At 56.3% G+C, this 20,863-nt stretch carries 21 protein-coding genes; 9 read left to right on the forward strand and 12 right to left on the reverse strand.

The features are described 5' to 3' along the window. Window positions 1-127: 127 nt before the first annotated feature. The 4 genes from WFP70_RS24435 to WFP70_RS24450 all read left to right on the forward strand — a co-directional run bounded on the left by WFP70_RS24435 (window position 128) and on the right by WFP70_RS24450 (window position 4,573). Window positions 128-1,147, forward strand: coding sequence for a Gfo/Idh/MocA family oxidoreductase (locus WFP70_RS24435; protein ID WP_337024677.1), 1,020 nt, complete (start codon window positions 128-130; stop codon window positions 1,145-1,147). Continuing rightward, window positions 1,147-1,926, forward strand: a complete 780-nt coding sequence (locus WFP70_RS24440) for a TIM barrel protein (RefSeq protein WP_034826749.1) — start codon at window positions 1,147-1,149, stop codon at window positions 1,924-1,926. The genes WFP70_RS24435 and WFP70_RS24440 overlap by 1 nt, the downstream gene beginning before the upstream one ends. Before the next feature lie 73 nt (window positions 1,927-1,999). Beyond that, on the forward strand, window positions 2,000-2,914 hold the full coding sequence (locus WFP70_RS24445) for a substrate-binding domain-containing protein (protein WP_034826747.1): 915 nt from the start codon (window positions 2,000-2,002) through the stop codon (window positions 2,912-2,914). Window positions 2,915-3,121: 207 nt separating this feature from the next. Next, a complete protein-coding gene (locus tag WFP70_RS24450; protein ID WP_160834337.1) occupies window positions 3,122-4,573 on the forward strand; it encodes a methyl-accepting chemotaxis protein in 1,452 nt (483 codons plus the stop codon). A 73-nt stretch (window positions 4,574-4,646) separates the two neighbouring features. Here the strand turns inward: WFP70_RS24450 and WFP70_RS24455 are convergent, their stop codons facing one another. The 3 genes from WFP70_RS24455 to WFP70_RS24465 form a co-directional block, all read right to left on the reverse strand. After that, window positions 4,647-4,937: a DUF1330 domain-containing protein gene (locus tag WFP70_RS24455; RefSeq protein ID WP_034826742.1), complete on the reverse strand. Its 291-nt coding sequence runs from the start codon at window positions 4,935-4,937 to the stop codon at window positions 4,647-4,649. Beyond that, window positions 4,937-5,818: a glutathione-dependent disulfide-bond oxidoreductase gene (gene yghU / locus WFP70_RS24460; protein ID WP_337024676.1), complete on the reverse strand. Its 882-nt coding sequence runs from the start codon at window positions 5,816-5,818 to the stop codon at window positions 4,937-4,939. Before yghU ends, WFP70_RS24455 begins: the two co-directional genes overlap by 1 nt. Before the next feature lie 102 nt (window positions 5,819-5,920). Next, a complete protein-coding gene (locus tag WFP70_RS24465; RefSeq protein WP_337024675.1) occupies window positions 5,921-6,940 on the reverse strand; it encodes a LacI family DNA-binding transcriptional regulator in 1,020 nt (339 codons plus the stop codon). Window positions 6,941-7,040: 100 nt separating this feature from the next. Between WFP70_RS24465 and WFP70_RS24470 the strand changes: the two genes are divergently transcribed. Next, a complete protein-coding gene (locus WFP70_RS24470) occupies window positions 7,041-8,051 on the forward strand; it encodes a Gfo/Idh/MocA family oxidoreductase (RefSeq protein WP_337024674.1) in 1,011 nt (336 codons plus the stop codon). A 35-nt stretch (window positions 8,052-8,086) separates the two neighbouring features. On the opposite strand, the gene WFP70_RS24475 is transcribed toward WFP70_RS24470, so the two are convergent. Further along, window positions 8,087-8,968 carry a sugar phosphate isomerase/epimerase family protein gene (locus WFP70_RS24475; protein ID WP_034827178.1) on the reverse strand — a complete coding sequence of 294 codons (882 nt, stop codon included), beginning with the start codon at window positions 8,966-8,968 and terminating at the stop codon, window positions 8,087-8,089. A 16-nt stretch (window positions 8,969-8,984) separates the two neighbouring features. Then, window positions 8,985-10,022, reverse strand: a complete 1,038-nt coding sequence (locus WFP70_RS24480; protein WP_337024673.1) for a Gfo/Idh/MocA family protein — start codon at window positions 10,020-10,022, stop codon at window positions 8,985-8,987. Between the two features lie 332 nt (window positions 10,023-10,354). Between WFP70_RS24480 and WFP70_RS24485 the strand changes: the two genes are divergently transcribed. From WFP70_RS24485 to WFP70_RS24495, 3 genes are all read left to right on the forward strand, one after another. After that, window positions 10,355-11,380 (forward strand): LacI family DNA-binding transcriptional regulator, encoded by a 1,026-nt coding sequence (locus WFP70_RS24485; RefSeq protein ID WP_337024672.1) that lies wholly within the window; start codon window positions 10,355-10,357, stop codon window positions 11,378-11,380. Between the two features lie 254 nt (window positions 11,381-11,634). Beyond that, window positions 11,635-12,558 carry a TIM barrel protein gene (locus WFP70_RS24490; RefSeq protein ID WP_166933820.1) on the forward strand — a complete coding sequence of 308 codons (924 nt, stop codon included), beginning with the start codon at window positions 11,635-11,637 and terminating at the stop codon, window positions 12,556-12,558. 10 nt (window positions 12,559-12,568) lie between these two features. Then, complete coding sequence (locus tag WFP70_RS24495) at window positions 12,569-13,738, forward strand: Gfo/Idh/MocA family protein (RefSeq protein ID WP_337024671.1); 1,170 nt, start codon at window positions 12,569-12,571, stop codon at window positions 13,736-13,738. Between the two features lie 49 nt (window positions 13,739-13,787). Here the strand turns inward: WFP70_RS24495 and WFP70_RS24500 are convergent, their stop codons facing one another. From WFP70_RS24500 to nac, 6 genes are all read right to left on the reverse strand, one after another. Next, on the reverse strand, window positions 13,788-14,525 hold the full coding sequence (locus WFP70_RS24500; protein WP_045816006.1) for an amino acid ABC transporter ATP-binding protein: 738 nt from the start codon (window positions 14,523-14,525) through the stop codon (window positions 13,788-13,790). A 9-nt stretch (window positions 14,526-14,534) separates the two neighbouring features. Next, window positions 14,535-15,290, reverse strand: coding sequence for an amino acid ABC transporter permease (locus WFP70_RS24505; RefSeq protein WP_337024670.1), 756 nt, complete (start codon window positions 15,288-15,290; stop codon window positions 14,535-14,537). Between the two features lie 5 nt (window positions 15,291-15,295). After that, window positions 15,296-15,991: an amino acid ABC transporter permease gene (locus WFP70_RS24510; RefSeq protein WP_058961854.1), complete on the reverse strand. Its 696-nt coding sequence runs from the start codon at window positions 15,989-15,991 to the stop codon at window positions 15,296-15,298. Between the two features lie 22 nt (window positions 15,992-16,013). Beyond that, window positions 16,014-16,766, reverse strand: coding sequence for an SDR family oxidoreductase (locus WFP70_RS24515; RefSeq protein WP_058961855.1), 753 nt, complete (start codon window positions 16,764-16,766; stop codon window positions 16,014-16,016). Between the two features lie 131 nt (window positions 16,767-16,897). Then, window positions 16,898-17,314 (reverse strand): acetyl-CoA carboxylase biotin carboxyl carrier protein, encoded by a 417-nt coding sequence (locus WFP70_RS24520; protein WP_337024669.1) that lies wholly within the window; start codon window positions 17,312-17,314, stop codon window positions 16,898-16,900. A gap of 114 nt (window positions 17,315-17,428) precedes the next feature. After that, complete coding sequence (nac, locus tag WFP70_RS24525; RefSeq protein ID WP_034826712.1) at window positions 17,429-18,352, reverse strand: nitrogen assimilation transcriptional regulator NAC; 924 nt, start codon at window positions 18,350-18,352, stop codon at window positions 17,429-17,431. Between the two features lie 456 nt (window positions 18,353-18,808). On the opposite strand from nac, the gene WFP70_RS24530 reads away from it, so the two are divergent. Then, on the forward strand, window positions 18,809-20,011 hold the full coding sequence (locus WFP70_RS24530) for a pyridoxal phosphate-dependent aminotransferase (RefSeq protein ID WP_034826708.1): 1,203 nt from the start codon (window positions 18,809-18,811) through the stop codon (window positions 20,009-20,011). Between the two features lie 64 nt (window positions 20,012-20,075). Here the strand turns inward: WFP70_RS24530 and WFP70_RS24535 are convergent, their stop codons facing one another. Next, complete coding sequence (locus WFP70_RS24535; RefSeq protein WP_182056997.1) at window positions 20,076-20,846, reverse strand: 5-oxoprolinase subunit PxpA; 771 nt, start codon at window positions 20,844-20,846, stop codon at window positions 20,076-20,078. Between the last annotated feature and the right edge of the window lie 17 nt (window positions 20,847-20,863).

The raw sequence follows: 20,863 nt of genomic DNA on the forward strand, positions 1-20,863 counted from the left end.
AATTCAAAGCGCAACGCTGTGTGGTTCCTCACATAAATTGCCCCTTTTAAGTTGGCATTTGGATTGCAATGAAATGCCTATCTCACCTGTCCCGAACGGACATATCCAAAACAGTAAGGAATGATTTATGACATTTCATCTTCAACCGGTACGTGTTGGTCTGATTGGCGCAGGGCGAATGGGCAGCTTCCACGCCGAGAATCTGGCATATCGCGTCCCCGGCGCCACGCTGGCAGCCGTCGCCGATCCGCAGCCCGGTGCAGCGGAAAAGCTCGCCAGCAAGCTGGGTGTCGCGAAAGCCTATAGCGATTTGCATGCGCTGCTACTCGATCCTGAAATTGATGCGATTGCCATTGCGGCGCCCGCTCGCACCCATGCCGAGTGGGTGATTGCCGCTGCGAATGCCGGTAAGCACGTATTTTGTGAGAAGCCAATGGCTGTCACGCTGGAGGAAGCTGACCGCGCCATTGCCGCCGCCAAAAGCGCAGGCGTAGTGTTGCAGGTGGGCTTTAATCGCCGTTTCGATACGGGTTTTGCGGCGGCGATTGCGGCAGTGAAGGCAGGCGAGAACGGTATTACGCAGTTGAGCCGTTCTGTAACGCGCGATCCGGCGCTGCACGATCCGTCGCGCATCCCGCAGTGGACCATTTATCTCGAAACGCTGATCCACGATTTTGACACCCTGCTGCATTTCAACCACGGGGCGAAGCCGGTGGAAGTGTATGCCATCGCCGATGCGCTGGTGCGGCCGGACTTCAAAGATAAAGGCTTACTGGATACTTCGGTGGTGACCATTCGCTTTGATAACGGAGCGATTGCCATCGCAGAGGCCAACTTCCAGGCAGTGTACGGCTACGACGTGCGCGGCGAAGTGTTTGGCAGCAAAGGGATGCTGCAGGCGGGCCATATCACCTCTTCTAACTGTGTGCGCTACAGCGCCAGCGGCATCAGCATGGAGACCTCGCGCATGGATTCGGATCTGCTGCGCGATGCCTATGTGGCGGAGATGATCGAATTTGCCCGCTGTATCCACACCGGCGAAACACCGCGTGCCACCGGCGAAGACGCGCGCAATGCGCTGGAGATTGCGCTGGCCTGTATTGAATCGGTCACCCACAACCTGCCTGTCAAAGTAGGAGCGCGCTAATGGCTGCTTATCAACTCTCGGTTTGTGCCGAAATGGTGTTCCTCGATCTGCCATTTGTTGAGCGTGTGAAACGCATTCACGCGCTGGGGTTTGGCGTTGAAATCTGGGGATGGGCCAATAAAGACATTGATGCGTTGGTGGCGACCGGTGCGCGATTCACCTCCATGACCGGCTATCTCACTGGCAATCTCACCGATGATGACGAGATCCAGCAGCTCTTACAGAGTGCCGAAGCCTCGCTGGCGGTGGCTGAGCGGCTTAACTGCCCTGGATTAAATTTGCACGGCACCGGGCTGGATGACAAAGGCTTGCCGGTTAAACCCGTGGAAGTGGTGACCGGTGCGATGTGGCTGAAAGCGGTCGATACCTTGCGCAAAGTGGCGCAACTGGGCGAGCGCGCCGGGCGCGTGTTCACCCTCGAAAACCTCAACCTGCCGGTCGATCATCCCGGCACCCCGTTCGCGCTGGCCGCCGATACCCTGGCGCTGGTGGAAGCGGTCAACAGCCCGGCGCTAAAGATGAATCTCGACCTTTACCATGCGCAGATTGGCGAGGGGAATTTGATTGAGCTGATTCGCCGCAGCGGTTCCGCCATTGGCGAAGTTCAGGTGGCGGATGTACCGGGTCGCCAGCAGCCGGGCACCGGCGAGATCAACTATCGCGCCATCGCGCGTGCACTGCAGGAAGTGGGTTACAGCGGTACGGTGGCGATGGAGGGCTGGGCCAGCGGTGACAGCACCGCCGCGCTAGAGCAGTTCCGCGATCACTTCACGATTTAAGCGTTTTACCGCCGGGTATTTGCCTGTTGCCCGGCGTCATAACAATAAAACCTCAACCTACAGGAATCACCTCATGAACATCCGAAACATCGTGCTTTGTCTGTGCTCGCTGCTGCTGAGTTTGAGCGTCAGTGCGAAAACCTTCACCGTCGGCGTTGCGCTGGCCAACTTCGACCTTAACTTTGTCTCGATTCTGCGTACGCAGATGCAGGCAGAGCTAAAAGCCAATCAGCTCAACGGCCAGTTCGTGGATGCCAAAGGAGATGTGGCACTGCAAGTACAGCAGGTTGATGATTTTATTAACCAGGGCGTGGACGCCATCATTCTTAATCCCGTCGATACGCAGGGCGTGTTGCCGATGATCACCGCCGCGAAAAACGCCAATATCCCGCTGATTTTCGTCAATCGTAAGCCAGAAGTGAAACTGCCGGGCGACATGGCTTATGTGGGTTCTGACTCTGCATTGGGCGGGGAAATGCAGATGGAAGCGTTAGCGAAGAAGATGAATTACAAAGGTAATGTGGCGATTCTGATGGGCGCACTGTCCAATGAAGAGGCGCGCGAGCGCACCCGTGCGGTCGAAGCGGTGATCGCCAAATATAAAGACATGAAAGTGATTGAGAAGCAGACCGCCAAGTGGCAGCGCAATGAAGCCGTGGATGTGGTATCGAGTTGGTTGCTGAACCAGCGTCCGATCGATGCGATTGCCGCTAACAATGATGAAATGGCGATTGGTGCCATCATGGCGCTCAGTCAGGCGAAAAATGAAAAAATTCTGGTCGCGGGAATCGATGGCACGCCTGATGGACAGCAGTTTGTGAAGAACGGCAAGATGACACTGACCATTTTCCAGGACGCTAAAGGTCAGGCAACCGGTGCAGTACAGGTGACGAAGGCACTGCTGGATAAACAGAAAGTGCAGGAGTACAACTGGGTGCCGTATCAGACCATCACTCCGGAAAACTACGCGCAGTTTGCTGCAAAGTAAGTTGAGCGTCATGGCACAGGCGCACGACGTTGCGCCTGTGCTGCCCGGGAAATCATCACATTCAAGTGAACCTGCTCACATCCTTCTCTTTCAATTATTCACGGTCCTAAACTTTCCCATTAACGCGCCGATAATTTCACCACTCAGTCTGAGCACTTTGCCCTGACGTTTGGGCATCTTAATCAACCTCTGGTGTGGAAAATTGCCATGATCGCAACGCCCTTGTCAGGCCCGGATGCCGCGCCGGTGGAGATGGTTTCGCTGCGACGTATTGCACAGCGCGCAGATAGCCTTGCGGTGATCCTCAACTGGGGATTGTGGCCGATTGCACTCGGCGTTGGGTGGATGAATGACAGTTTAACCGTAGCGCTGATTGCTGGCCTTGCGTTGGCACTGCTGTCGACCTTCTTTGGCACCGTCCTGCGCGGCACGCTGACTTCAAGGTTGGTGCTCTCAGCCCTGTTGATCGGCTGGGCAGGTTTACTGATTCAACTCGGCGGTGGTGAAACCGAATATCACTTCTCGGTATTTGTGTTGATGTCGGTGCTGCTGGCGTGGCGCGACATCCGTCCACTGATCATGGGCGCGGCGGCAGCGGCCACGCATCACATTCTGTTTAATTATCTGCAGGAAAACGATCTTTTCGGCGTGGTGGTGTTCCATCATCCGGGCTGGGACATGGTGGTGTTTCATGCCCTGTTTGTGGTGGCGCAGACCGCCATCTTGCTGGTGATTGCGCGTCAGATGGCCGCCGATGCACGTTCCGCGAGTGAAGTCGCGGAGCTAGCCTCACGGATCAATCAGCAGGCCGGGTATCTGACGCTGAATGCGGATAGCCAGCAGAGTGAAAGCCCGTTCGCCCGCACCTTCAGTACCACTTTGGGCACCATGCATGGCACGCTTCATCAGGTGAGTCTCGGCGTGAGCGCCTTGTTGACGGAGTCTGAAAGTATATTGCAACGCAACGCTGAACTGTCGACCCGCACCGATGAACAGGCGCAGGCACTGGAAGTCGCGGCCAGTGCGATGACGGAAATCAGCATTGCTGCCAGCTTAACGCGTGACAAAGCACAGAGTGCAAGCGAACTCGCGCGGGATGCACGTGCGGTGGCCACGCACGGAGAGGAAAATATCCAGTCGGCGATGAGCTCAATGGCGAAAATCAGCGAAGAGTCACAGCGGGTGAAAGTGATTTTAGCATTGATCGACGGCATCGCTTTCCAGACCAATATTCTTTCTCTGAATGCTTCAGTAGAAGCGGCGCGCGCCGGCAGTCAGGGGCGTGGTTTTGCCGTGGTGGCAAGCGAAGTGCGCAATCTGGCGATGCGCAGCGAGAATGCTGCGCGCGAAATTCGCCAACTGATGGATGCCAGCAGCCTGAGCACCGAACATGGCACCGTGCAGATTGAACATGCTGCACAGACCATGCGTGATATTCACAGCAGCATCAGCGGATTGTCACAGCTGGTCACCGAGTTGTCTGAGATGAGTGAACAGCAGAATTTGAGCATCGAGCAGATTCAGCAGAGCATCAACAGCATCGATCACAGCGTGCATCACAACGTTCAGCACGTGGCGGAAACCTTGCAAGTGGCGCATCAGCAGCAACAGCAGGCGAATCGGTTGCAGCAGGCGATTGCGCTATTCAGACTGGATTGATCGGCGAGACGAGCAAATCTCGACCTCTCTGGCTGGCAGGGCGCACCGATTGAAGTGCGCCCCTGTTGGCAGATTAAGCCACACCCTTGACCAGTAACACGCGATAGTTCGCGCCTTTGACCCGATGGGCTTTCGCTTCCTGATACGCCGGGCTGTGGTACCAGGCTTTTGCTGCATCAATATCCGCAAATTCCAGCACCACTACGCCTTCCGCCTCACGGCCTTCCAGCACTTCAAGATCGCCATAAAATGCCAGCGGCGTGATCTGATGATCGCCGCGTGCCTCACCGGCTTTCTGCGCGTAGGTCGCCAGCTCATCTTTATCCAGCGTTTCGTCTTTAATCATCACCACATAAGCGGCCATTACTGCTCTCCTCGCGCCTGACGTTTGTCTTCGGTGTTGGTATCGAAATCAGAGGCATCGTGGCGTTCCAGCAGTTGATCCTGTGGTTCGGCACCAAATGCCTTATTCACTTTGCGACCCCGAATCACCGCTGGACGCTCAGCGATCTCTTTAGCCCAGCGCACCACGTTTTTGTACGACTGCACATCAAGGAACTCGCCGCCGCCATAGATGTTGTTCAGCACCAGGTTGCCGTACCACGGCCAGGTGGCGATATCGGCGATGGTGTATTCCTCACCGGCGAGGAAACGGTTATTGGCGAGCTGACGATCCAGCACATCCAGCTGACGCTTGGCTTCCAGCGTGAAGCGGTTGACGGCGTACTCGATTTTTTCTGGTGCGTAGAAATAGAAGTGACCATAGCCGCCGCCAAGGTAAGGCGCAGAGCCCTGCAGCCAGAACAACCAGTTCAGGGTTTCGGTGCGGCCTGCAATATCCGCCGGGATGAAGTGACCAAATTTCTCGGCCAGATACAGCAGAATGTTGCCTGATTCGAACACGCGCAGCGGTGGCGTGACTGAGTGGTCACTCAGTGCCGGAATTTTGGAGTTCGGGTTCACGTCAACGAAACCGCTGGAGAACTGAGCGCCATCACCGATGCGAATCAGCCAGGCATCGTATTCGGCTTCTTTTGCCCCGACGGCCAGCAACTCTTCCAGCAGGATGGTGACCTTCTGGCCGTTTGGCGTCCCCAGTGAATAGAGCTGCAGCGGATGTTTGCCCACCGGCAGGGTCTTCTCATGCGTCGGCCCGGCGAACGGACGGTTGGTTTTTGCGCCGTTACCTTTGGCTTCCGGGTCCCACGTCCAGACTTTCGCGGGCTGATACTGATTTTCCGACATAATGATTTCGCCTTGTTGTGATTGCGTTTTTTGCTGCTACTGAGTGTAGCAGCGACAGATGAAGGCGATTTAACCGCGCTGGCGGTGAGATGCAAAGTGTGATTATGCGAAGTTCTCTTGCGTAAACAGCATAAAGTCGACTTTGCCGGACTGGTAGGTGTCAGGCTGTTCACCCTCTTCGAGATGTTTTAGCAATAAGGTCAGCGCCAGCTGAGCATGGCGCAGGGTGTTTTGATCGAGTGTTAGCGTCAGCACGCGCTTCTCAAAAAGCTGGCGCGTGGTGGCATAAAGTTCATGCGTCACGTACACCACTTTGCCGCCGAGTCGATGGCGCGCCAGCGCTTCGTGAATCTGCGTATTGCCGAGGCCGGTGTTGTAGAGTCCGACGATATTTTGCGATCCGGCCAGGGTTTTCTCCAGCAGGCGGCTAATGCGATCGCGTTCATCCTGCCCGGCAAGAATTTCCCGCAGAAGCAGCTGCGGGAAACGCTCCGCCAGCACGGCTTGAAAACCTTCAATGCGCTGACGATGTGCTGAGTAATCTGCGCGGCCACTCACCAGCACCACATCCCCCGGTGCATTGATCATGCTGCCGAGCATCAATCCAGCGGTGCGTCCGGCTTTGTATTGATCGATGCCGACGTGACACAGGCGCGCTGCATCGGGCAGATCCGTGACCATGGTGATCACCGGTACGCCGCGCGCCTGACACGCCGCTAAGGCATCATAAATCAGCGGATTTTCATGGGCGAAAACGATCAGCGCATCCATTTTCTTACTGCTGGCCGCAATGTGTGCAGCCAGCTTCTCGGGGGCGTTTTCCGGGATCAGCGTGCGATGCAGGCGCAGGCGACGATAGCCCAGCTCATCAGCGAGACGGGCAAAGTCCTGTGCCAGCTGCTGAAAGAAGAACGAGCCGTTGCCGCTGAGTAGCACTTCAATCTGCCAGCTGTGGCGATGCTCCTCCGGCAAAATACGCTTTAAACCCGCATCCCGCGCCGCCTGCAGAATTTTTTTTGTCATCGCCGGGGACACACCACCGCGATCGTTGAGTACCCGATCAACCGTGGCCACGCCTACGCCTACTTGCTTCGCCAGCTCCGCCAGCGTCAGTGCTTTCATCTGAGGTAATTCCATCAAAAACCGCGTACAGCTAGCCTGCCAGAAAGCGCTATTTTGACAACATCGGCTATTCCGAAGTGTGAACAAAAGGAGCGTTAAAATGCGGACTCCGCAACGTTTTGCCTTGATTGGCAGTGGATTTATCGGCCAGGTGCACGCTGCCAACCTGGCAGCGCATCCCGGCGTTGAGCTGGCGCTGGTGTGTGATATCGATGCGTCGCGTGCCGAAGCGGTGGCACAGCGCTATGGCGCAAAAGCGGCCAGCGTGCAGCAGGCGCTGAGCAGTGATGGGATCGACGCGGTGCTGATCGCCAGCGCTACGCCAACCCATGCCGAACTGCTGGAGCAGGCGGTGCTGGCGGGCAAAGCGGTGTACTGCGAGAAACCGATCGACCTGTCGTTGCAGCGCGCGCGGGAAGTCGTGGAAAAAATCTCTCCGGTGCAGGTTCCCGTTACCGTCGGCTTTAACCGTCGTTTCGACCAGAGTCATCAGCAACTTAAATCCCAGCTGAAACAGGGGCTGATTGGTCGTACCGAGCTGATTCAGATGGTGTGCCGCGCGTCAGAATTACCGCCGATCAGTTATCTGCAAGCTTCTGGCGGCCAAATGCGCGATCAGGCGATCCACTTTTTTGATCTGCTGCGCTGGCTGACAGAAGATGAAGTCAGCACCGTTGGCGCACTCGGTGCCGCACTGGCGATGCCGGAGATCCGTGATTTTGATGTCGATACTTCGGTGCTGATCATGCGCATGCAGCAGGGCGCGCTGGCGCAATTGGATAACACGCGCCGCACGGCTTACGGCTACGACGAACGCATCAGCGTGATGGGCAGTGAAGGGATGCTGGCTTCAGAGAGCCAGTCAGCGCGGGGTGCCACACTTTATCAGGGCAAAGGCATCACTCAGCCCGGCTTGTATGCAGACTGGTTTAGTCGGGTGAAAGAGACCTACTACACCCATCTGGATGCGTTTGTACGCCACATCGGCGGAGAGAAAATCGAAGGGCTGCCGGGATTGATCGACGGCCTGCGCGCGCAGGCGATTGCCGAGGCGGCACAGTTATCGCTGACGCGAGGTGAATTTACAGAAGTGGAGAGGGTGGCCATTTGATGGCAGGGCGCGGCACACTGGCCGCGCCTTCAACTTTATTTCAGCAGCTCACGCTCAATTAATTCACGTGTTTCCACCGCTTGATATTTCATCTTCTCAGGATAGCCAAACAGCGCCGCCGAGATAATCGATTCACCGCCAACCTTATACGTGCGGTTGGCGAAATCCATTTCGCGCAGCGCTTCAAACAGCGCATCGAAGTTCACTTCCCCTTCACCCACCGCCACGTGCTGGTGGATGGTGGCATCGACACCCGGTGGGTTGACGATATAGCGGCAGTGCTTGGTGTGGTTCATGGTATCGGCAATCAGCATATGCGACAGATCGTCGCCCGCGTAGTGCAGCATGTTTTTCACATCGCCCACGCCTTTGTCGTAGTAGAAGGTGTGCGGTGCGCTATAGATGTATTTGACGTTATCGCTGCGGAACGATTTCACGATATCTGCCGTTTCGTTGCTTTGTTCGCAGAAATCCCACGGATGTGCCTGAATTTCGACGCGGATACCTTCACGTTCGATAATCGGCAATAACTCATCCATCGAGCGATAGAACATCTCTTCACAAATCTCCGGCTCGTTCGGATTGCCTGAGAGTTCGGTATTGATCACCTGCACCCCCATCTCGACGGCGATCTCGATCATGCGTTTCCAGTTCTTCACCGCCGCCTGACGACGCAACTCGTCCGGGCCTGACCAGCGATAAACCGTGATAAACGATGAGATTTCCACGCCAGTGGCATTCAGCGCATTTTTGTATTCGCGCATGATTTCCCGGCTGGCTTTCGGGTGTTTATAAAACGGATTGATCTGTGGATGGGGCGATTGTTCGATGTACTTGTAACCCCATTCGGCCACCTGGTGCACCATGCGCGTGATGCCCATTTCTCTGATGACATCCACATCAAAAGCGATTTTCATGTTGTTCTCCTGATCGTTAAGCGGTGCGCTCTTCATTAAACACCACACCGATCTGCTTCCTGACTTCATCCATGGCGTGCAGCGTGGCCAGTGAGGTGGCCAGCGGACGGACAGGCGAATCAAGCAGCCCCTGGTGGATACACCAGGCGGTATGTTCGATTTCATGACAGAGCTGAATATAGCGATTAGTCGGTTCTTCCCAGCGCAGCGTATGGCGGCCATCGCTGGAAGTGAGACGGAAATTGCCCGGCGCATAGAACTGGCCGTCGAGATAAAGCGTGGCATCACGACCGGCGATCACGGCAGTGCCCGGTGTGTTGCTGAACAGCGTGGTGTTGAGCACTGAGTGCATGCCGTTGCCGTGGGTCAGCAGCATTGATGTTTGCCCATTCACACCGCCAGGTGCAGGCTGGCCTTGCGCCACAATGCTATCGGGTGCGCCGCCGACCAGCACGCTGAAGCCGATCAAATAGCTGCCGAGATCCAGCATCGGCCCGCCCGCCAGATCGAGATTGAAAATGCGGTGATCCTGGGTGAAATATTCACCATGATCGGCGATCAATGTATGAACATCTCCTAACGCGCCATCGGCCAGCAATTGACGGATCACATCGTATTTCGGCGCAAAATCACACCACATCGCTTCCACGCACAAGCGTTGTTGTTTGTGCGCTTCCTGCTGCAACTGCAACGCCTGCTGTGCATTGAGCGCCAGCGGCTTCTCAATCAGCACATGCTTGCCCGCTTGCAGCGTGCGTAGCCCATCAGGGAAGTGATGATTGTGCGGTGTGGCGATATACACCACATCAATGTCATTCCGGCTCAGCAGTGCGTCAAGGCCTTCAACGGCGTGCGGGATATCCCATTTGCTGGCAAAAGCTTGTGCTTTCTCCAGACTGCGTGACGATACGGCCACCAGCTGTTGCTGAGTATGATGACGCAACGCATTGGCAAAGTGGTCGGCGATCCAGCCGGGTCCAACAATGCCCCAGCGCAGCGCGGGGATCTGGTTTTCAAGGGGACGGCGAGGTGCAGGTAGGGTCTGAGGGAACATATCATCTCCGTTATTGTTGAGTCGTTCATGTGCCGGGAGCCGATAAGGCAGATCGCTTTCACTATAGAAAGGCGCGACCGCCGCCTCTATGGATTTACTGATGCAAATCCATCAGCCCTCACCTCTGTCCTCGAACAGGAAAATATCAAACATTTATTCCGGTAGGTAATTTAATGAAATGGATCATTTCATTTTTGCGATAACGATCAAATTACTGAGAGATTCTCTATCAAATATTGAGATTTGATGACGATTTACTCCGCAATGTCTTCGCACTCCCGGTCCATTTCGGGCATTATTTTGATAACTTACTATCAAACTGGAATCTGTTGATGAGCAAAATCACCATGAACGCTATCGCCAATGCGGCTGGCGTTGGCGTCGCCACGGTGGATCGGGTACTGAATCGGCGGGCTCCGGTTCGAGCGGCCACCGAGCAGAAGGTGTTAGAAGCTGCCAACCGACTGGGTTATCGCATGGCGCCGGTTATGCCTGTCAGCGCTGAGTCGCAGTCCGCGCACGTGACGCTGCGCATGGGTTTTGTGCTGCTATCAAAATCGTATTCGTTCTATCACTCGCTGACAGATGCCCTCAGGCAACAGACGCAACCGTTGCATCCTGCGGGCAGTGAGCCACGGTTTTACTGGCATGACATTGATGATGTGGCAGCTGTGGTGGCCTCACTGCACAAGCTGGCGCAAGAGGTGGATGTGATTGGCTTAGTCGCGCTGGATCACCCACTGATCCGCCATGCCATCGAGCAGATATCACGCCAGGGCGTGCGGGTTTACGCCCTGTTTTCCAACTTCTCGCCCTGCGGACATGCGGGATATTTCGGGTTGGATAATCAGAAAGCCGGACGCACTGCCGGTTGGGTGGCCTCGCATTTGCTGCATCAGCCGGGATCGGTGGGCGTGCTGGTGGGCGACCATCGTTTTACCTGTCAGGAGAGCTGCGAAATCAGCTTCCGCTCCTATCTGCGCGAGCAGGACAGCACCCGACGCGTATTAGAGCCGCTGAAAACCCATGAGTCGATTGATGGCGGCTATCACGCCACGCGTCAGTTGCTGGAAGAGCATGCCGATCTCGCCTTAATCTACGCGCCCTGTGGCGGTATTGAAGGCGTGATTCATGCGTTACGCCAGCAGCCGCAGCGCAAGGTGGCGTTAATCTGTCACGGCCCGGTGAAAGAGGGCGAACTGGCACTGATTGACGGCACAATCACCGTGATGATTCGCCATGAAATTGAGAAAATGGTGCGGCAATTTGTCCGCACGACTCAACAAACTGTCGAATCAGGGGAGCATTTCTCTCAGGTCACGCTGCCGTTTGAGATCATCACGCGTGAGAATCTTTAGCCTCTAAGCACCGAAATCTGGCGACGCGATGAGAAGCGTCAGCCTGATTCGCTCTCAGGCTGGCTGACCGGGAATGCGTTGGCATTACTTGAGTGGTTGGCCTGAAAGTGGCGCCAGTTATGGATTTGATAGATTATCTATCATTTTGATGATGAAATATAACATGATCGCTATCAAAAAATGAATGTTTCATGATTGCTGCTGGTGAAATTTTTATTTGATACTTGCGCTATCTAACACCGCAAGGAACGATCATGACGATTCATATTGCTAATGCGCCCTGCAGCTGGGGTGTCGACGATCCTAAAAACCCTTTCCTGCCGCCCTGGCAGAAAGTCCTGTCGGAAGCCGCTCAGGCCGGATACAAAAGCATTGAGCTGGGTCCGTGGACCTATCTGCCGACCGATGCCGCTGAACTGCGTCACCAGCTGGAAGCCCATCAGCTTTCACTGGTGGCGGGCACGATCTTTGACGATCTGGTCAGCGAAGCCAATTTCCCGGCGATGGTTGAACTGACACACAACATCTGTCGCAACCTGTCGCAGGTTCCTACTGCCGAGAAAACCCACGCGGATAATCTGCCCGCGCCTTACCTGGTGATTATCGATTTCGGTAATCCTGAGCGTGCCAGATTTGCCGGGCAGTCAGATAAAGCGCCGCGCCTCTCCAGTGAAGAGTGGCAGCGCATGATGCAGCACATCACCACCCTGAGCCAGATTGCCTGGGATGAGTATGGCGTGCGCGCGGTGATCCATCCGCATGCGGGCGGCTGCATTGAGTTCGCCGACGAGCTGGAGCAACTGGTGCAGGACATTCCACACGAGGTAGCCGGTTTGTGTCTCGACACCGGGCATCTCTACTACTCCGGTATGGATCCGATCCCTTATCTGAGCCGTTACTGGGATCGCATCGATTACCTGCATTTTAAAGATGTGAATGACGCAGTCTGGCGCGATGTGATTGCGCGTGGCGTGGACTTCTTTGCCGCCTGCGCCGAAGGGGTGATGTGCCCGATTGGCAAAGGCGCGATTGATTATCCGGCAGTGCGCGCGTTTCTCGCTGAGCGCAACTATCAGGGCTGGATCACCATCGAGCAGGAGCGCGATCCGCGCAACGCCGATACTAGCCTGCGCGACGTCACTGCCAGCCTTCACTACCTGCAATCGGTCGGATTCTGAGGAGATCATCATGATTAACGGCATTAAAGCTCTGGATCGTTCACTGCGCTGGGGCATGGTGGGCGGCGGCGGTACCAGTCAGATTGGCTACATCCATCGTTCATCGGCACTGCGTGATGGCAACTTTGTGTTGCAGGCGGGCGCATTTGATCTTAACGCCGAACGCGGTCGCGCGTTTGGCGTATCACTGGGCGTCGACGCGGATCGTTGCTATCCGGATTACGAAACGATGTTTGCGGCGGAAGCGGCGCGTGCAGACGGCATCGAAGCCGTTTCTATCGCCACGCCGAACAATACCCACTTCACCATTTGCCGTGCGGCGCTCAATGCCGGTCTGCATGTGGTGTGTGAGAAGCCGCTGTGCTTCACCACCGAAGAAGCGGACGAGCTGGAAAAACTCTGCGCCGAGAAGAAGAAGATCATCGGTGTGACTTACGGTTATGCCGGCCATCAGCTGATCCAACAGGCGCGCGAGATGATCGCGGAAGGGCTGCTGGGTGAGATCCGCATTATCAATATGCAGTTCGCGCACGGTTTCCATAACGAAGCGGTCGAACTGCAAAACGAAAGTACCAGGTGGCGCGTCGATCCACGCTTTGTTGGCCCTAGCTATGTGCTGGGCGATCTGGCGACGCACCCGCTGTTTATCGCCGAAACCATGGTGCCGAAACTGCAGGTGAAACGTCTGTTGTGCAGCCGCCAGAGCTTCGTGAAAACCCGTGCGCCGCTGGAAGATAACGCCTTTGTGATGATGGAGTACGACAACGGTGCCGTCGGCACCATGTGGGCCTCGGCAGTGAACTGTGGCTCGATGCACGGCCAGAAAGTGCGAGTGATTGGTGAGAAGGCCAGTCTGGAGTGGTGGGATGAGCAGCCGAACCAATTGCGCTATGAAGTGCAGGGTGAGCCGCTGCAGATTCTGGAGCGTGGTATGGGCTATCTGCACAAAAGTGCGCTGGCTGATGACCGTATCGGCGGCGGCCATCCGGAGGGGCTGTTTGAAGCCTGGTCAAATCTCTATCGCCGTTTTGCGCTGGCGATGGATGCCACCGATCGCGGTAATGAGGCGTTTCTGGCTGACTTCTGGTATCCCGATGTGCATGCCGGATTGATGGGCGTGCGTTGGGTAGAGCAGTGCGTGAAGTCAGCGGATGCCGGTGCGGTGTGGGTGGATTGCTGATTGAGATGAAGTCAACAAACCGGTCGGCGGCTCTGCCGACCGGGATGCATCAATGCGAACGCAAATCGCTCAGGAAGCGCTGGGCACGTGGGTGCTGCGGTTGGGTGAAGAACTTCTCTGGCGTCGATTTTTCCAGAATTTGCCCCTGATCCATAAACCAGATGGTGTCCGCCACTTCACGCGCGAAATTCATCTCGTGCGTCACGCACATCATCGTCATCCCTTCCTGCGCCAGGCTGCGCATCACCGATAACACTTCACCGACCATTTCAGGATCGAGTGCCGAGGTCGGTTCATCAAACAGCATCACCGGCGGCTTCATTGCCAGCGCACGTGCAATCGCCACGCGCTGCTGCTGGCCGCCAGACAACTGCGCCGGATAGGCGTCTGCTTTGTGTGATAAGCCAACGCGCTCCAGCAACTCACCCGCTTGTTTACGCGCTTCGGCACGCTTCACGCCCAATACTTTCATGGGTGACATCATGATGTTCTCTGCCACCGAGACGTGGGGGAACAGGTTGAAGCTCTGAAACACAAATCCAATGCGGGTGCGTAGATGGTTGAGGCGTGTACTGCTGCCGTGAATGTCGGTGCCATCAAACACGATCTGGCCATTATCAATCGGTTCCAGGCGATTAACGGTGCGGATCAAGGTGGATTTCCCCGACCCGGAAGGACCGCACACCACCACCACTTCACCGGTATTGATTTCGGCACTCAGGTCGGTCAGCGCCTGATACGCGCCGTACCATTTGTTGACCTGGTTAAACATGATCATTGGGCTCATAGTGGTTCCTTATTGCGAAGAGGTTTTAGTCAGCATCACCGCGGGTGCAACGCTGGCATTCGCCTGCGGCGGTTGGCGACGTTTCTGCGCAATATGCGCTTCAAGTTTGTTAGCCAGCCAGGTGAGGCTGAAGCAGATGATGTAGTAGCTCAGCGCCACAATGGCGAACACCTGGAACGGTTTGGTCAGCAGTTGATTGCTGACCTGATTAGCGGCAAAGGTCAGCTCCGGCACGTTAATCACGTAGCCGAGCGTGGAGTCTTTGATGATCGAAACCAGCTGGCTCACCAGGCTCGGCAAAGTGTTAAACAGCGCCTGCGGCAGAATCACTAAACGCAGGGTTTTCAGGTGGCTCATACCCAGCGCGCGTGACGCTTCATACTGGCCGTGCGGCAGTGCCTGAATGCCGCCACGCACGATCTCAGCGATGTAGGCGCTCTCGTAAATCACCAGCGTACACAGCATGGTGGCGAAGCCGCTGATGTTGTGGCCAATCAGCAACGGGACGCAGAAGTAGGTCCAGAACACCACCATCATCAGCGGAATGCCGCGCAGCAGATACACCCAACAGGTGGCGGGCCAGCTCAGCCAGCGCCACGGCGACAGACGCGCCAGGCCGAGCAACACACCGATGGGGAAGGCCAGCAATACTGCCAGCACGGAGATCAAAAGCGTACAGAGTACGCCGCCCAGCGGACCGTTAGGATACTGGCCCATTAACAGCAGCATGCCGTTGTCATGCAAAATGGTGAAGATCTCAAACATCGCCATTACCTCGCGTAAACGCGCTGGAAGCGGCGGGCCAGCAGCGCGCCCAAGCCCATCAGCAGCAGGGAGAAGAACAGGTAACCCACGGTTGCCACTAAGTAGGATTCGAAGGTACGGAAGGTTTGGTTCTCGATATCACGCGTCACATAGGTGAGGTCTGCCACGCCAATCACCATCGCCAGACTGGTGTTTTTGAACAGCAGCACGGTGTGATTGACCACGGATGGCAGCGCATTGCGCACACCCTGCGGCAAAATCACCGAGTGCATGGCGCGGACATAGCTCATGCCAAGCGCGCGGGCGGCCTCATTCTGTCCGTCTGGAATGGCCCGCAGGCCGCTACGGATATCTTCAGAGAAGTAAGCGGCCTGGCACAGCCCGAGCGCGATAAGAGAAAATAAAAACTCGGCGTTGTAGTCAACGATCATCATCTGCAGCGATTCCGGCAGCAGGGTGGGGATCGCGAAGTACCACATCATCAACTGAATCAGCGTGGGCACATTGCGGTGATAGGAGACATACGCCTTAACCAGCCCAACGGCAAGACGATTCTCCGTCAGGCGGACCACCACCAATAGCAGGGCGAGAACCATCGCCAGCAGCCAGGCACCCAACGCCAGTTCAAGGGTGACCACCGTTCCGTCAACGATCATCTGGCCGTAATGGCCGGTTATCACACTGCTGAAATCAAGTGCCATACAGTTACCTCATTGTACGGTTTTACGCGGTGCGGTCGCCCGGTCGCATAGTGGAAAGACCGCCCGGCACCTGCAGCGTCGGGGTAATTTCGATGTTGCCGATGTTGACGGCGACTGGCGCAGACAGCGCAAAGGCCACGCAGTCGGCAATATCTTTGGCCTGTGGCAGCTCGAAGCCATCGATAAAGCGGCGACGCGCCTCATCGTGATCGCCTGAAACGTTGCCGAAAATATCAGTGGCGACGCGGCCTGGGCAGATTTCGGTGATGCGCACACGTTTGCCATAGCAGTCCACGCGCAGCTGGCGTGACAGGGCATGCACCCCGGCTTTGGTGGCGTGATACACCGAGTTGCCGTTGAAGTTGTAGATGGCGGCAATCGAGGTGATGTTGAACACGTGGCCACGGTCACGCGCCATCATGCCTGGCACCAGCAAGCGGCACAGGTGCAGCACGGCACGCAGATTGACATCGACCTGGGTTTCTACCACGTTTTCGTCGGCATCAAGAATCGAACCAGGATGAGAGATACCTGCATTGTTGACCAGGATATCGATTTCCAGGTCTTTGCACAGCGCGGTCAGCGCATTGACGTCACTGACATCCACGGCATGCGGGATGCAGCCAGTGCGATCGGCCAGCGCGGCCAGTTGCTCTTTACGACGTGCCACCGCGTGCACGGTGATCCCTTCTTTGCACAGGCGCTCAACAATCGCTTCGCCCATACCAGCCGATGCGCCGGTCACCAGCGCGGTTTTGTAATCTGAGAATGGCATTTGTGTTTCCTCGTCTCGCCAGGTGTGTGTCCGGCGTAATGGGTCTTTTTTGACTTTATGCAGTTATGCCGCAAGGGCATAAGACATAAAAACTGTGAGGCGATAAGAGCCCCTTATAACCGGATTAATGATTAATTATCCGATTGAAGAATAAGAATTTCTTCATCATATTCAACCGCAGATCGCGTTGCAGAGGGGAATGGCTGCACCCGCCCTTTGCAGGGACTGAGCACCGGCACGTACAGGAGGCCGACCTGCACCATCGCCAGCAGATCCTGAGGTTCTACCTGCTGTCCAGGCTGGACAAAATCTTGCTGGCTGTGTGGGTGGCGACGCAGCAGTGTGCCGGGCAGGGGCGCGCCAATGCGATGCGTCACGGGCGGGCACGCTTGCGTCGGGATCGCCGTTGGGGATGAGAAGGAGGGCGGGTCAAACGTCAGACGCACCGACCACTGTTTGCCCTCTAACGCCAGGCGGTTAAGGCCGGATCGTTGCATCTTGCGCGCCAACGCACGCAGCGTCGGCAGCGGTATCGCAGTTTTTTCCATGGGGTTCCCGTCAAAGCGAAACACGCCCGCCGAAGCGGGCAACAGACCGAATCAATCTAGCGCGTTCGTCAGACGGGCAGTAAGAGGGTTTCGCTTTGCGGTGATAAGCGGGTCTTATCCCACCAGGGTCAGTGGATGATTCTCCACGTTGCGGCGCGACATCAGCGACAGCAGAATCGATTTCACTGCTTCAGCAGGCTGGGACAGCGGCAGATGATCTGACATGCAGAACGACAGCGAAGCCTGCACATCCGGCTCGATGATCTTCGCCATCCAGGTATCCCCATTTTTCAGCATCGCGCGTGCGGCGGATTCCGGCATGATGGTGGTGCCCAGACCGGCACTCAACGCCGCATTCAGGGTGGTTTGCGACTCAATTTCGCACTTCACGCGGTACTGCAGATTGTTCTGCACGAAGGCGTCATCCAGCACTTTGCGCATGATGTTGTAGATACGTGGCAGGAACAGATCATATTGCGCGACCTGTGACAGCGGGATCTCTTTCACCGGTTTTGCCAGGCTGAACGGGCAAACGAAGCACAGATCTTCTTTCATCAGCGGCATGAAGCGCAGGCCATGGATGGTGCGATGATCGTAAATCACCGCCATATCCATACGCCCGTTCATGATCAGCTCGCTCAGGGTGGTGCCGAAGTTCTCGTTAAAATAGAGCACGATGCCAGGATGCTGCTGCTGCACTTCCATCATCAGCGGTAGCGCCAGGTTTTGCGCCGCTGTGCCCGGTGCCAGCCCGACGGAAACGCTGCCACTCAGCGCAGCGCCGACCAGATCAATCGCACTTTGCGCCTGTTCGCACTGGCGCAAAATGGACTGTGCATGGGAATAGAGTGTTTTCCCGGCTTCAGTAGGCGTGACACCGCGTTTGGTGCGAATCAACAGCTGTTGATTGACTTCACCTTCCAGCGTAGCCAGCTGCTGGCTCAACGCGGGTTGGGCTATATGCAGGATATCGGCAGCTTGCGTCAGGCTTCCGACGTCAACAATTTTAACAAAGTACTTCAGGCGACGAAGATTCATGGACACTTCCCTCAAACAGAACGCATATCCTCATCAAGCAAAGTTGATGCCAGGATAAGCTTTCGTTATTGAACTCAGACAGGAGGGTACGGCTACCGGGCCTCCTGAGGCTGGTGCTGAGCTAGTGAGCCGCCGGCATGGCGGGTGTTGAAAAATGCAGCGCTGCACCGAATAAGTGCAGTTGACCCATCAGCATTGCCAGTGACGGGCAAGGAAAATCGTGGGTTCGGGATGTAACCTGGGAAAGAAAGTAACACTTTATTAACATTCCGTCAGGCGTGCGGGCGTGACCTGTCGCGCAATTCTGAGTCAATCTGCCGCCTTTATGGCAGAAGTGTGCAGTCGGTCCAGTCATCGCTTTGTGTTATATCACCACAACAAAGCACTATTATCCGTGGCTTCGGCCCTAATCCTATGCTCAGGGAAAACTGACATCCCCCGAACCCAGGATTGAACATGCCCGAGATAGCCGATCGTTTAAAGAATGTGACCGTTTCCGCCTCCGTTGCCATGACCCAAAAAGCGCGCGATCTCGCGGCGCAGGGCGTTGATGTGGTAGCACTTTCTACCGGCGAACCGGATTTCCCCACGCCGGAACATGCGATTGAAGCCGCCTACGCCGCTGCACGCGCGGGCGACACGCGCTATCCACCGACCGACGGTACGCCTGCGCTGCGCAAAGCTATCCAGCTGAAATTCAAACGGGATAACCAACTGGAGTATGACGTCAGCCAGATTCTGACGGCCGGTGGCGCTAAGCAGATCATCTTTAACGCCATCCTGGCGACCATCAATCCGGGCGATGAAGTGGTGATCCCGACGCCGTCATGGATCAGCTATGCCGATATCGTGAAATTTGCCGGTGGTGTGCCGGTGCCGCTGCCGTGTGCGCAGGAGAATGGCTTTAAACCGCTGCCAGCGGATCTGGATGCGGCGATCACTGACAAGACCAAATGGCTGCTGCTGAACTATCCGAGCAACCCAACCGGTTCGGTGGCCAGCAAAGCCGAGTTGCAGGCGCTGGGTGACGTGCTGCTGCGCCATCCGCAGGTGTGGATCATGACGGATGATATCTATGAACATCTGATCTATGACGATGTGCGTTTCTATACCCTGGCGCAGGTTGAACCGCGCCTGTATGACCGTGTACTGACGGTGAACGGCGTGTCGAAAGCCTATTCGATGACAGGCTGGCGTCTGGGCTTTTGCGGTGGTCCTGCGCCATTAATTAAAGCCATGAGCAATGTGAACACCCAGAACAGCGGCGGCGTCTGTACCCTGACGCAGGCGGCAGCAGTGGCGGTGCTGGAAGGTCCACAAGATCTGTTGCAGGAGCGCGCGCGCATTTACCGTGAACGTCGTGATTACGTGCTGGAGCGTCTGACCTCGATTGATGGCCTGCGCTGCCATAAGCCAGAAGGCGCATTTTATCTGTTTGTGAACATTGAAGGGCTGATCGGCAAGACCAGTGCCGGTGGACGCTTCATCAGCAACGATGCCGATTTTGTGCTGGCGCTGATTGAAGAGCAGCATGTGGTGACGGTGCAGGGTGCGGCTTATGGCATGAGCCCGTATTTCCGCTTGTCCTACGCCACCAGCATGGAGCGCTTAGAGACGGGCTGCGATCGTATTGCGGCATTCTGCGCTGGCTGCCGTTAAACGAAAGGCGAAAAAAATGGCTGCCGATGGGGCAGCCATTTTTATTTGGGCGATTCAAAAAAACTTATTGAGCAAGCACCTCTGCCGCCGGCGCCACCTGATGGCCGCTGGCTTCGATTTCACTGCGTACGATGGTGGCGAGGGCCAGTGAGCCTGGCGTATCGCTGTGCACCAGGATCGACCGGGCACGCACGGCTATCACTTCCCCTTCGAAGGTGGTGACGGTGCCATGCTGCAGGAACTGCCGCACGCGGGCACGCAGCGCCGCTTCCTCTTTGATCACCGAGCCGGCAATGCCGCGCGGCACTAAGCGCCCTTGAGCATCGTAAGCGCGGTCGGCGAGGAACAGCGTCAGGGTTTTCAAGCCCGCTGCCTGTGCCGCTCGCTCAATGATGGTATCGGGTTGTGCGAACACAATCAGATCCGCATTAATACGGGCGACGAGCGTCATGACCTGGTGCGCTAATGCCTCGTCGCGGTTGACGATATTGCCCATCGCAGCGTGGAAGCTGAAGTGCGACACCTTCGTGCCTTCTGCCTGAGCAATCGCTGTCAGCGCGCCGAGTTGATAAGCGACCTGCTGGCAGATCTCTTCGGCACTGAACGGCAGCTCGCGACGACCAAAACCCTGACGATCGGGCAAGCCAGGATGCGCACCAATGCCGACACCATTCTCTTTCGCCAGTCGCACCATTCGGGTCATGATCGCCGGATCGCCGGCGTGGAATCCGCAGGCGATATTAGCTGAGGAGACCACTTTCATCAGCGCGGCGTCATCGCACAGTTGATAAACGCCGAAGCCTTCGCCCATATCGGAGTTCACATCAATCTTCATGGTTTGGGTTCCTTCGG

It is taken from the genome of Pantoea sp. USMM079 (assembly GCF_037153115.1).
In the GTDB taxonomy this organism is placed as follows: Bacteria; Pseudomonadota; Gammaproteobacteria; order Enterobacterales; family Enterobacteriaceae; genus Pantoea; species Pantoea communis.

Excerpts from the sequence above, each read along its gene's own strand:
- WFP70_RS24435 (WP_337024677.1), top strand. The coding sequence starts at position 128 with ATGACATTTCATCTTCAACCGGTACGTGTTGGTCTGATTGGCGCAGGG.
- WFP70_RS24440 (WP_034826749.1), top strand. The coding sequence starts at position 1,147 with ATGGCTGCTTATCAACTCTCGGTTTGTGCCGAAATGGTGTTCCTCGAT.
- WFP70_RS24445 (WP_034826747.1), top strand. The coding sequence starts at position 2,000 with ATGAACATCCGAAACATCGTGCTTTGTCTGTGCTCGCTGCTGCTGAGT.
- WFP70_RS24450 (WP_160834337.1), top strand. The coding sequence starts at position 3,122 with ATGATCGCAACGCCCTTGTCAGGCCCGGATGCCGCGCCGGTGGAGATG.
- WFP70_RS24455 (WP_034826742.1), bottom strand. The coding sequence starts at position 4,937 with ATGGCCGCTTATGTGGTGATGATTAAAGACGAAACGCTGGATAAAGAT.
- yghU (WP_337024676.1), bottom strand. The coding sequence starts at position 5,818 with ATGTCGGAAAATCAGTATCAGCCCGCGAAAGTCTGGACGTGGGACCCG.
- WFP70_RS24465 (WP_337024675.1), bottom strand. The coding sequence starts at position 6,940 with ATGAAAGCACTGACGCTGGCGGAGCTGGCGAAGCAAGTAGGCGTAGGC.
- WFP70_RS24470 (WP_337024674.1), top strand. The coding sequence starts at position 7,041 with ATGCGGACTCCGCAACGTTTTGCCTTGATTGGCAGTGGATTTATCGGC.
- WFP70_RS24475 (WP_034827178.1), bottom strand. The coding sequence starts at position 8,968 with ATGAAAATCGCTTTTGATGTGGATGTCATCAGAGAAATGGGCATCACG.
- WFP70_RS24480 (WP_337024673.1), bottom strand. The coding sequence starts at position 10,022 with ATGTTCCCTCAGACCCTACCTGCACCTCGCCGTCCCCTTGAAAACCAG.
- WFP70_RS24485 (WP_337024672.1), top strand. The coding sequence starts at position 10,355 with ATGAGCAAAATCACCATGAACGCTATCGCCAATGCGGCTGGCGTTGGC.
- WFP70_RS24490 (WP_166933820.1), top strand. The coding sequence starts at position 11,635 with ATGACGATTCATATTGCTAATGCGCCCTGCAGCTGGGGTGTCGACGAT.
- WFP70_RS24495 (WP_337024671.1), top strand. The coding sequence starts at position 12,569 with ATGATTAACGGCATTAAAGCTCTGGATCGTTCACTGCGCTGGGGCATG.
- WFP70_RS24500 (WP_045816006.1), bottom strand. The coding sequence starts at position 14,525 with ATGAGCCCAATGATCATGTTTAACCAGGTCAACAAATGGTACGGCGCG.
- WFP70_RS24505 (WP_337024670.1), bottom strand. The coding sequence starts at position 15,290 with ATGTTTGAGATCTTCACCATTTTGCATGACAACGGCATGCTGCTGTTA.
- WFP70_RS24510 (WP_058961854.1), bottom strand. The coding sequence starts at position 15,991 with ATGGCACTTGATTTCAGCAGTGTGATAACCGGCCATTACGGCCAGATG.
- WFP70_RS24515 (WP_058961855.1), bottom strand. The coding sequence starts at position 16,766 with ATGCCATTCTCAGATTACAAAACCGCGCTGGTGACCGGCGCATCGGCT.
- WFP70_RS24520 (WP_337024669.1), bottom strand. The coding sequence starts at position 17,314 with ATGGAAAAAACTGCGATACCGCTGCCGACGCTGCGTGCGTTGGCGCGC.
- nac (WP_034826712.1), bottom strand. The coding sequence starts at position 18,352 with ATGAATCTTCGTCGCCTGAAGTACTTTGTTAAAATTGTTGACGTCGGA.
- WFP70_RS24530 (WP_034826708.1), top strand. The coding sequence starts at position 18,809 with ATGCCCGAGATAGCCGATCGTTTAAAGAATGTGACCGTTTCCGCCTCC.
- WFP70_RS24535 (WP_182056997.1), bottom strand. The coding sequence starts at position 20,846 with ATGAAGATTGATGTGAACTCCGATATGGGCGAAGGCTTCGGCGTTTAT.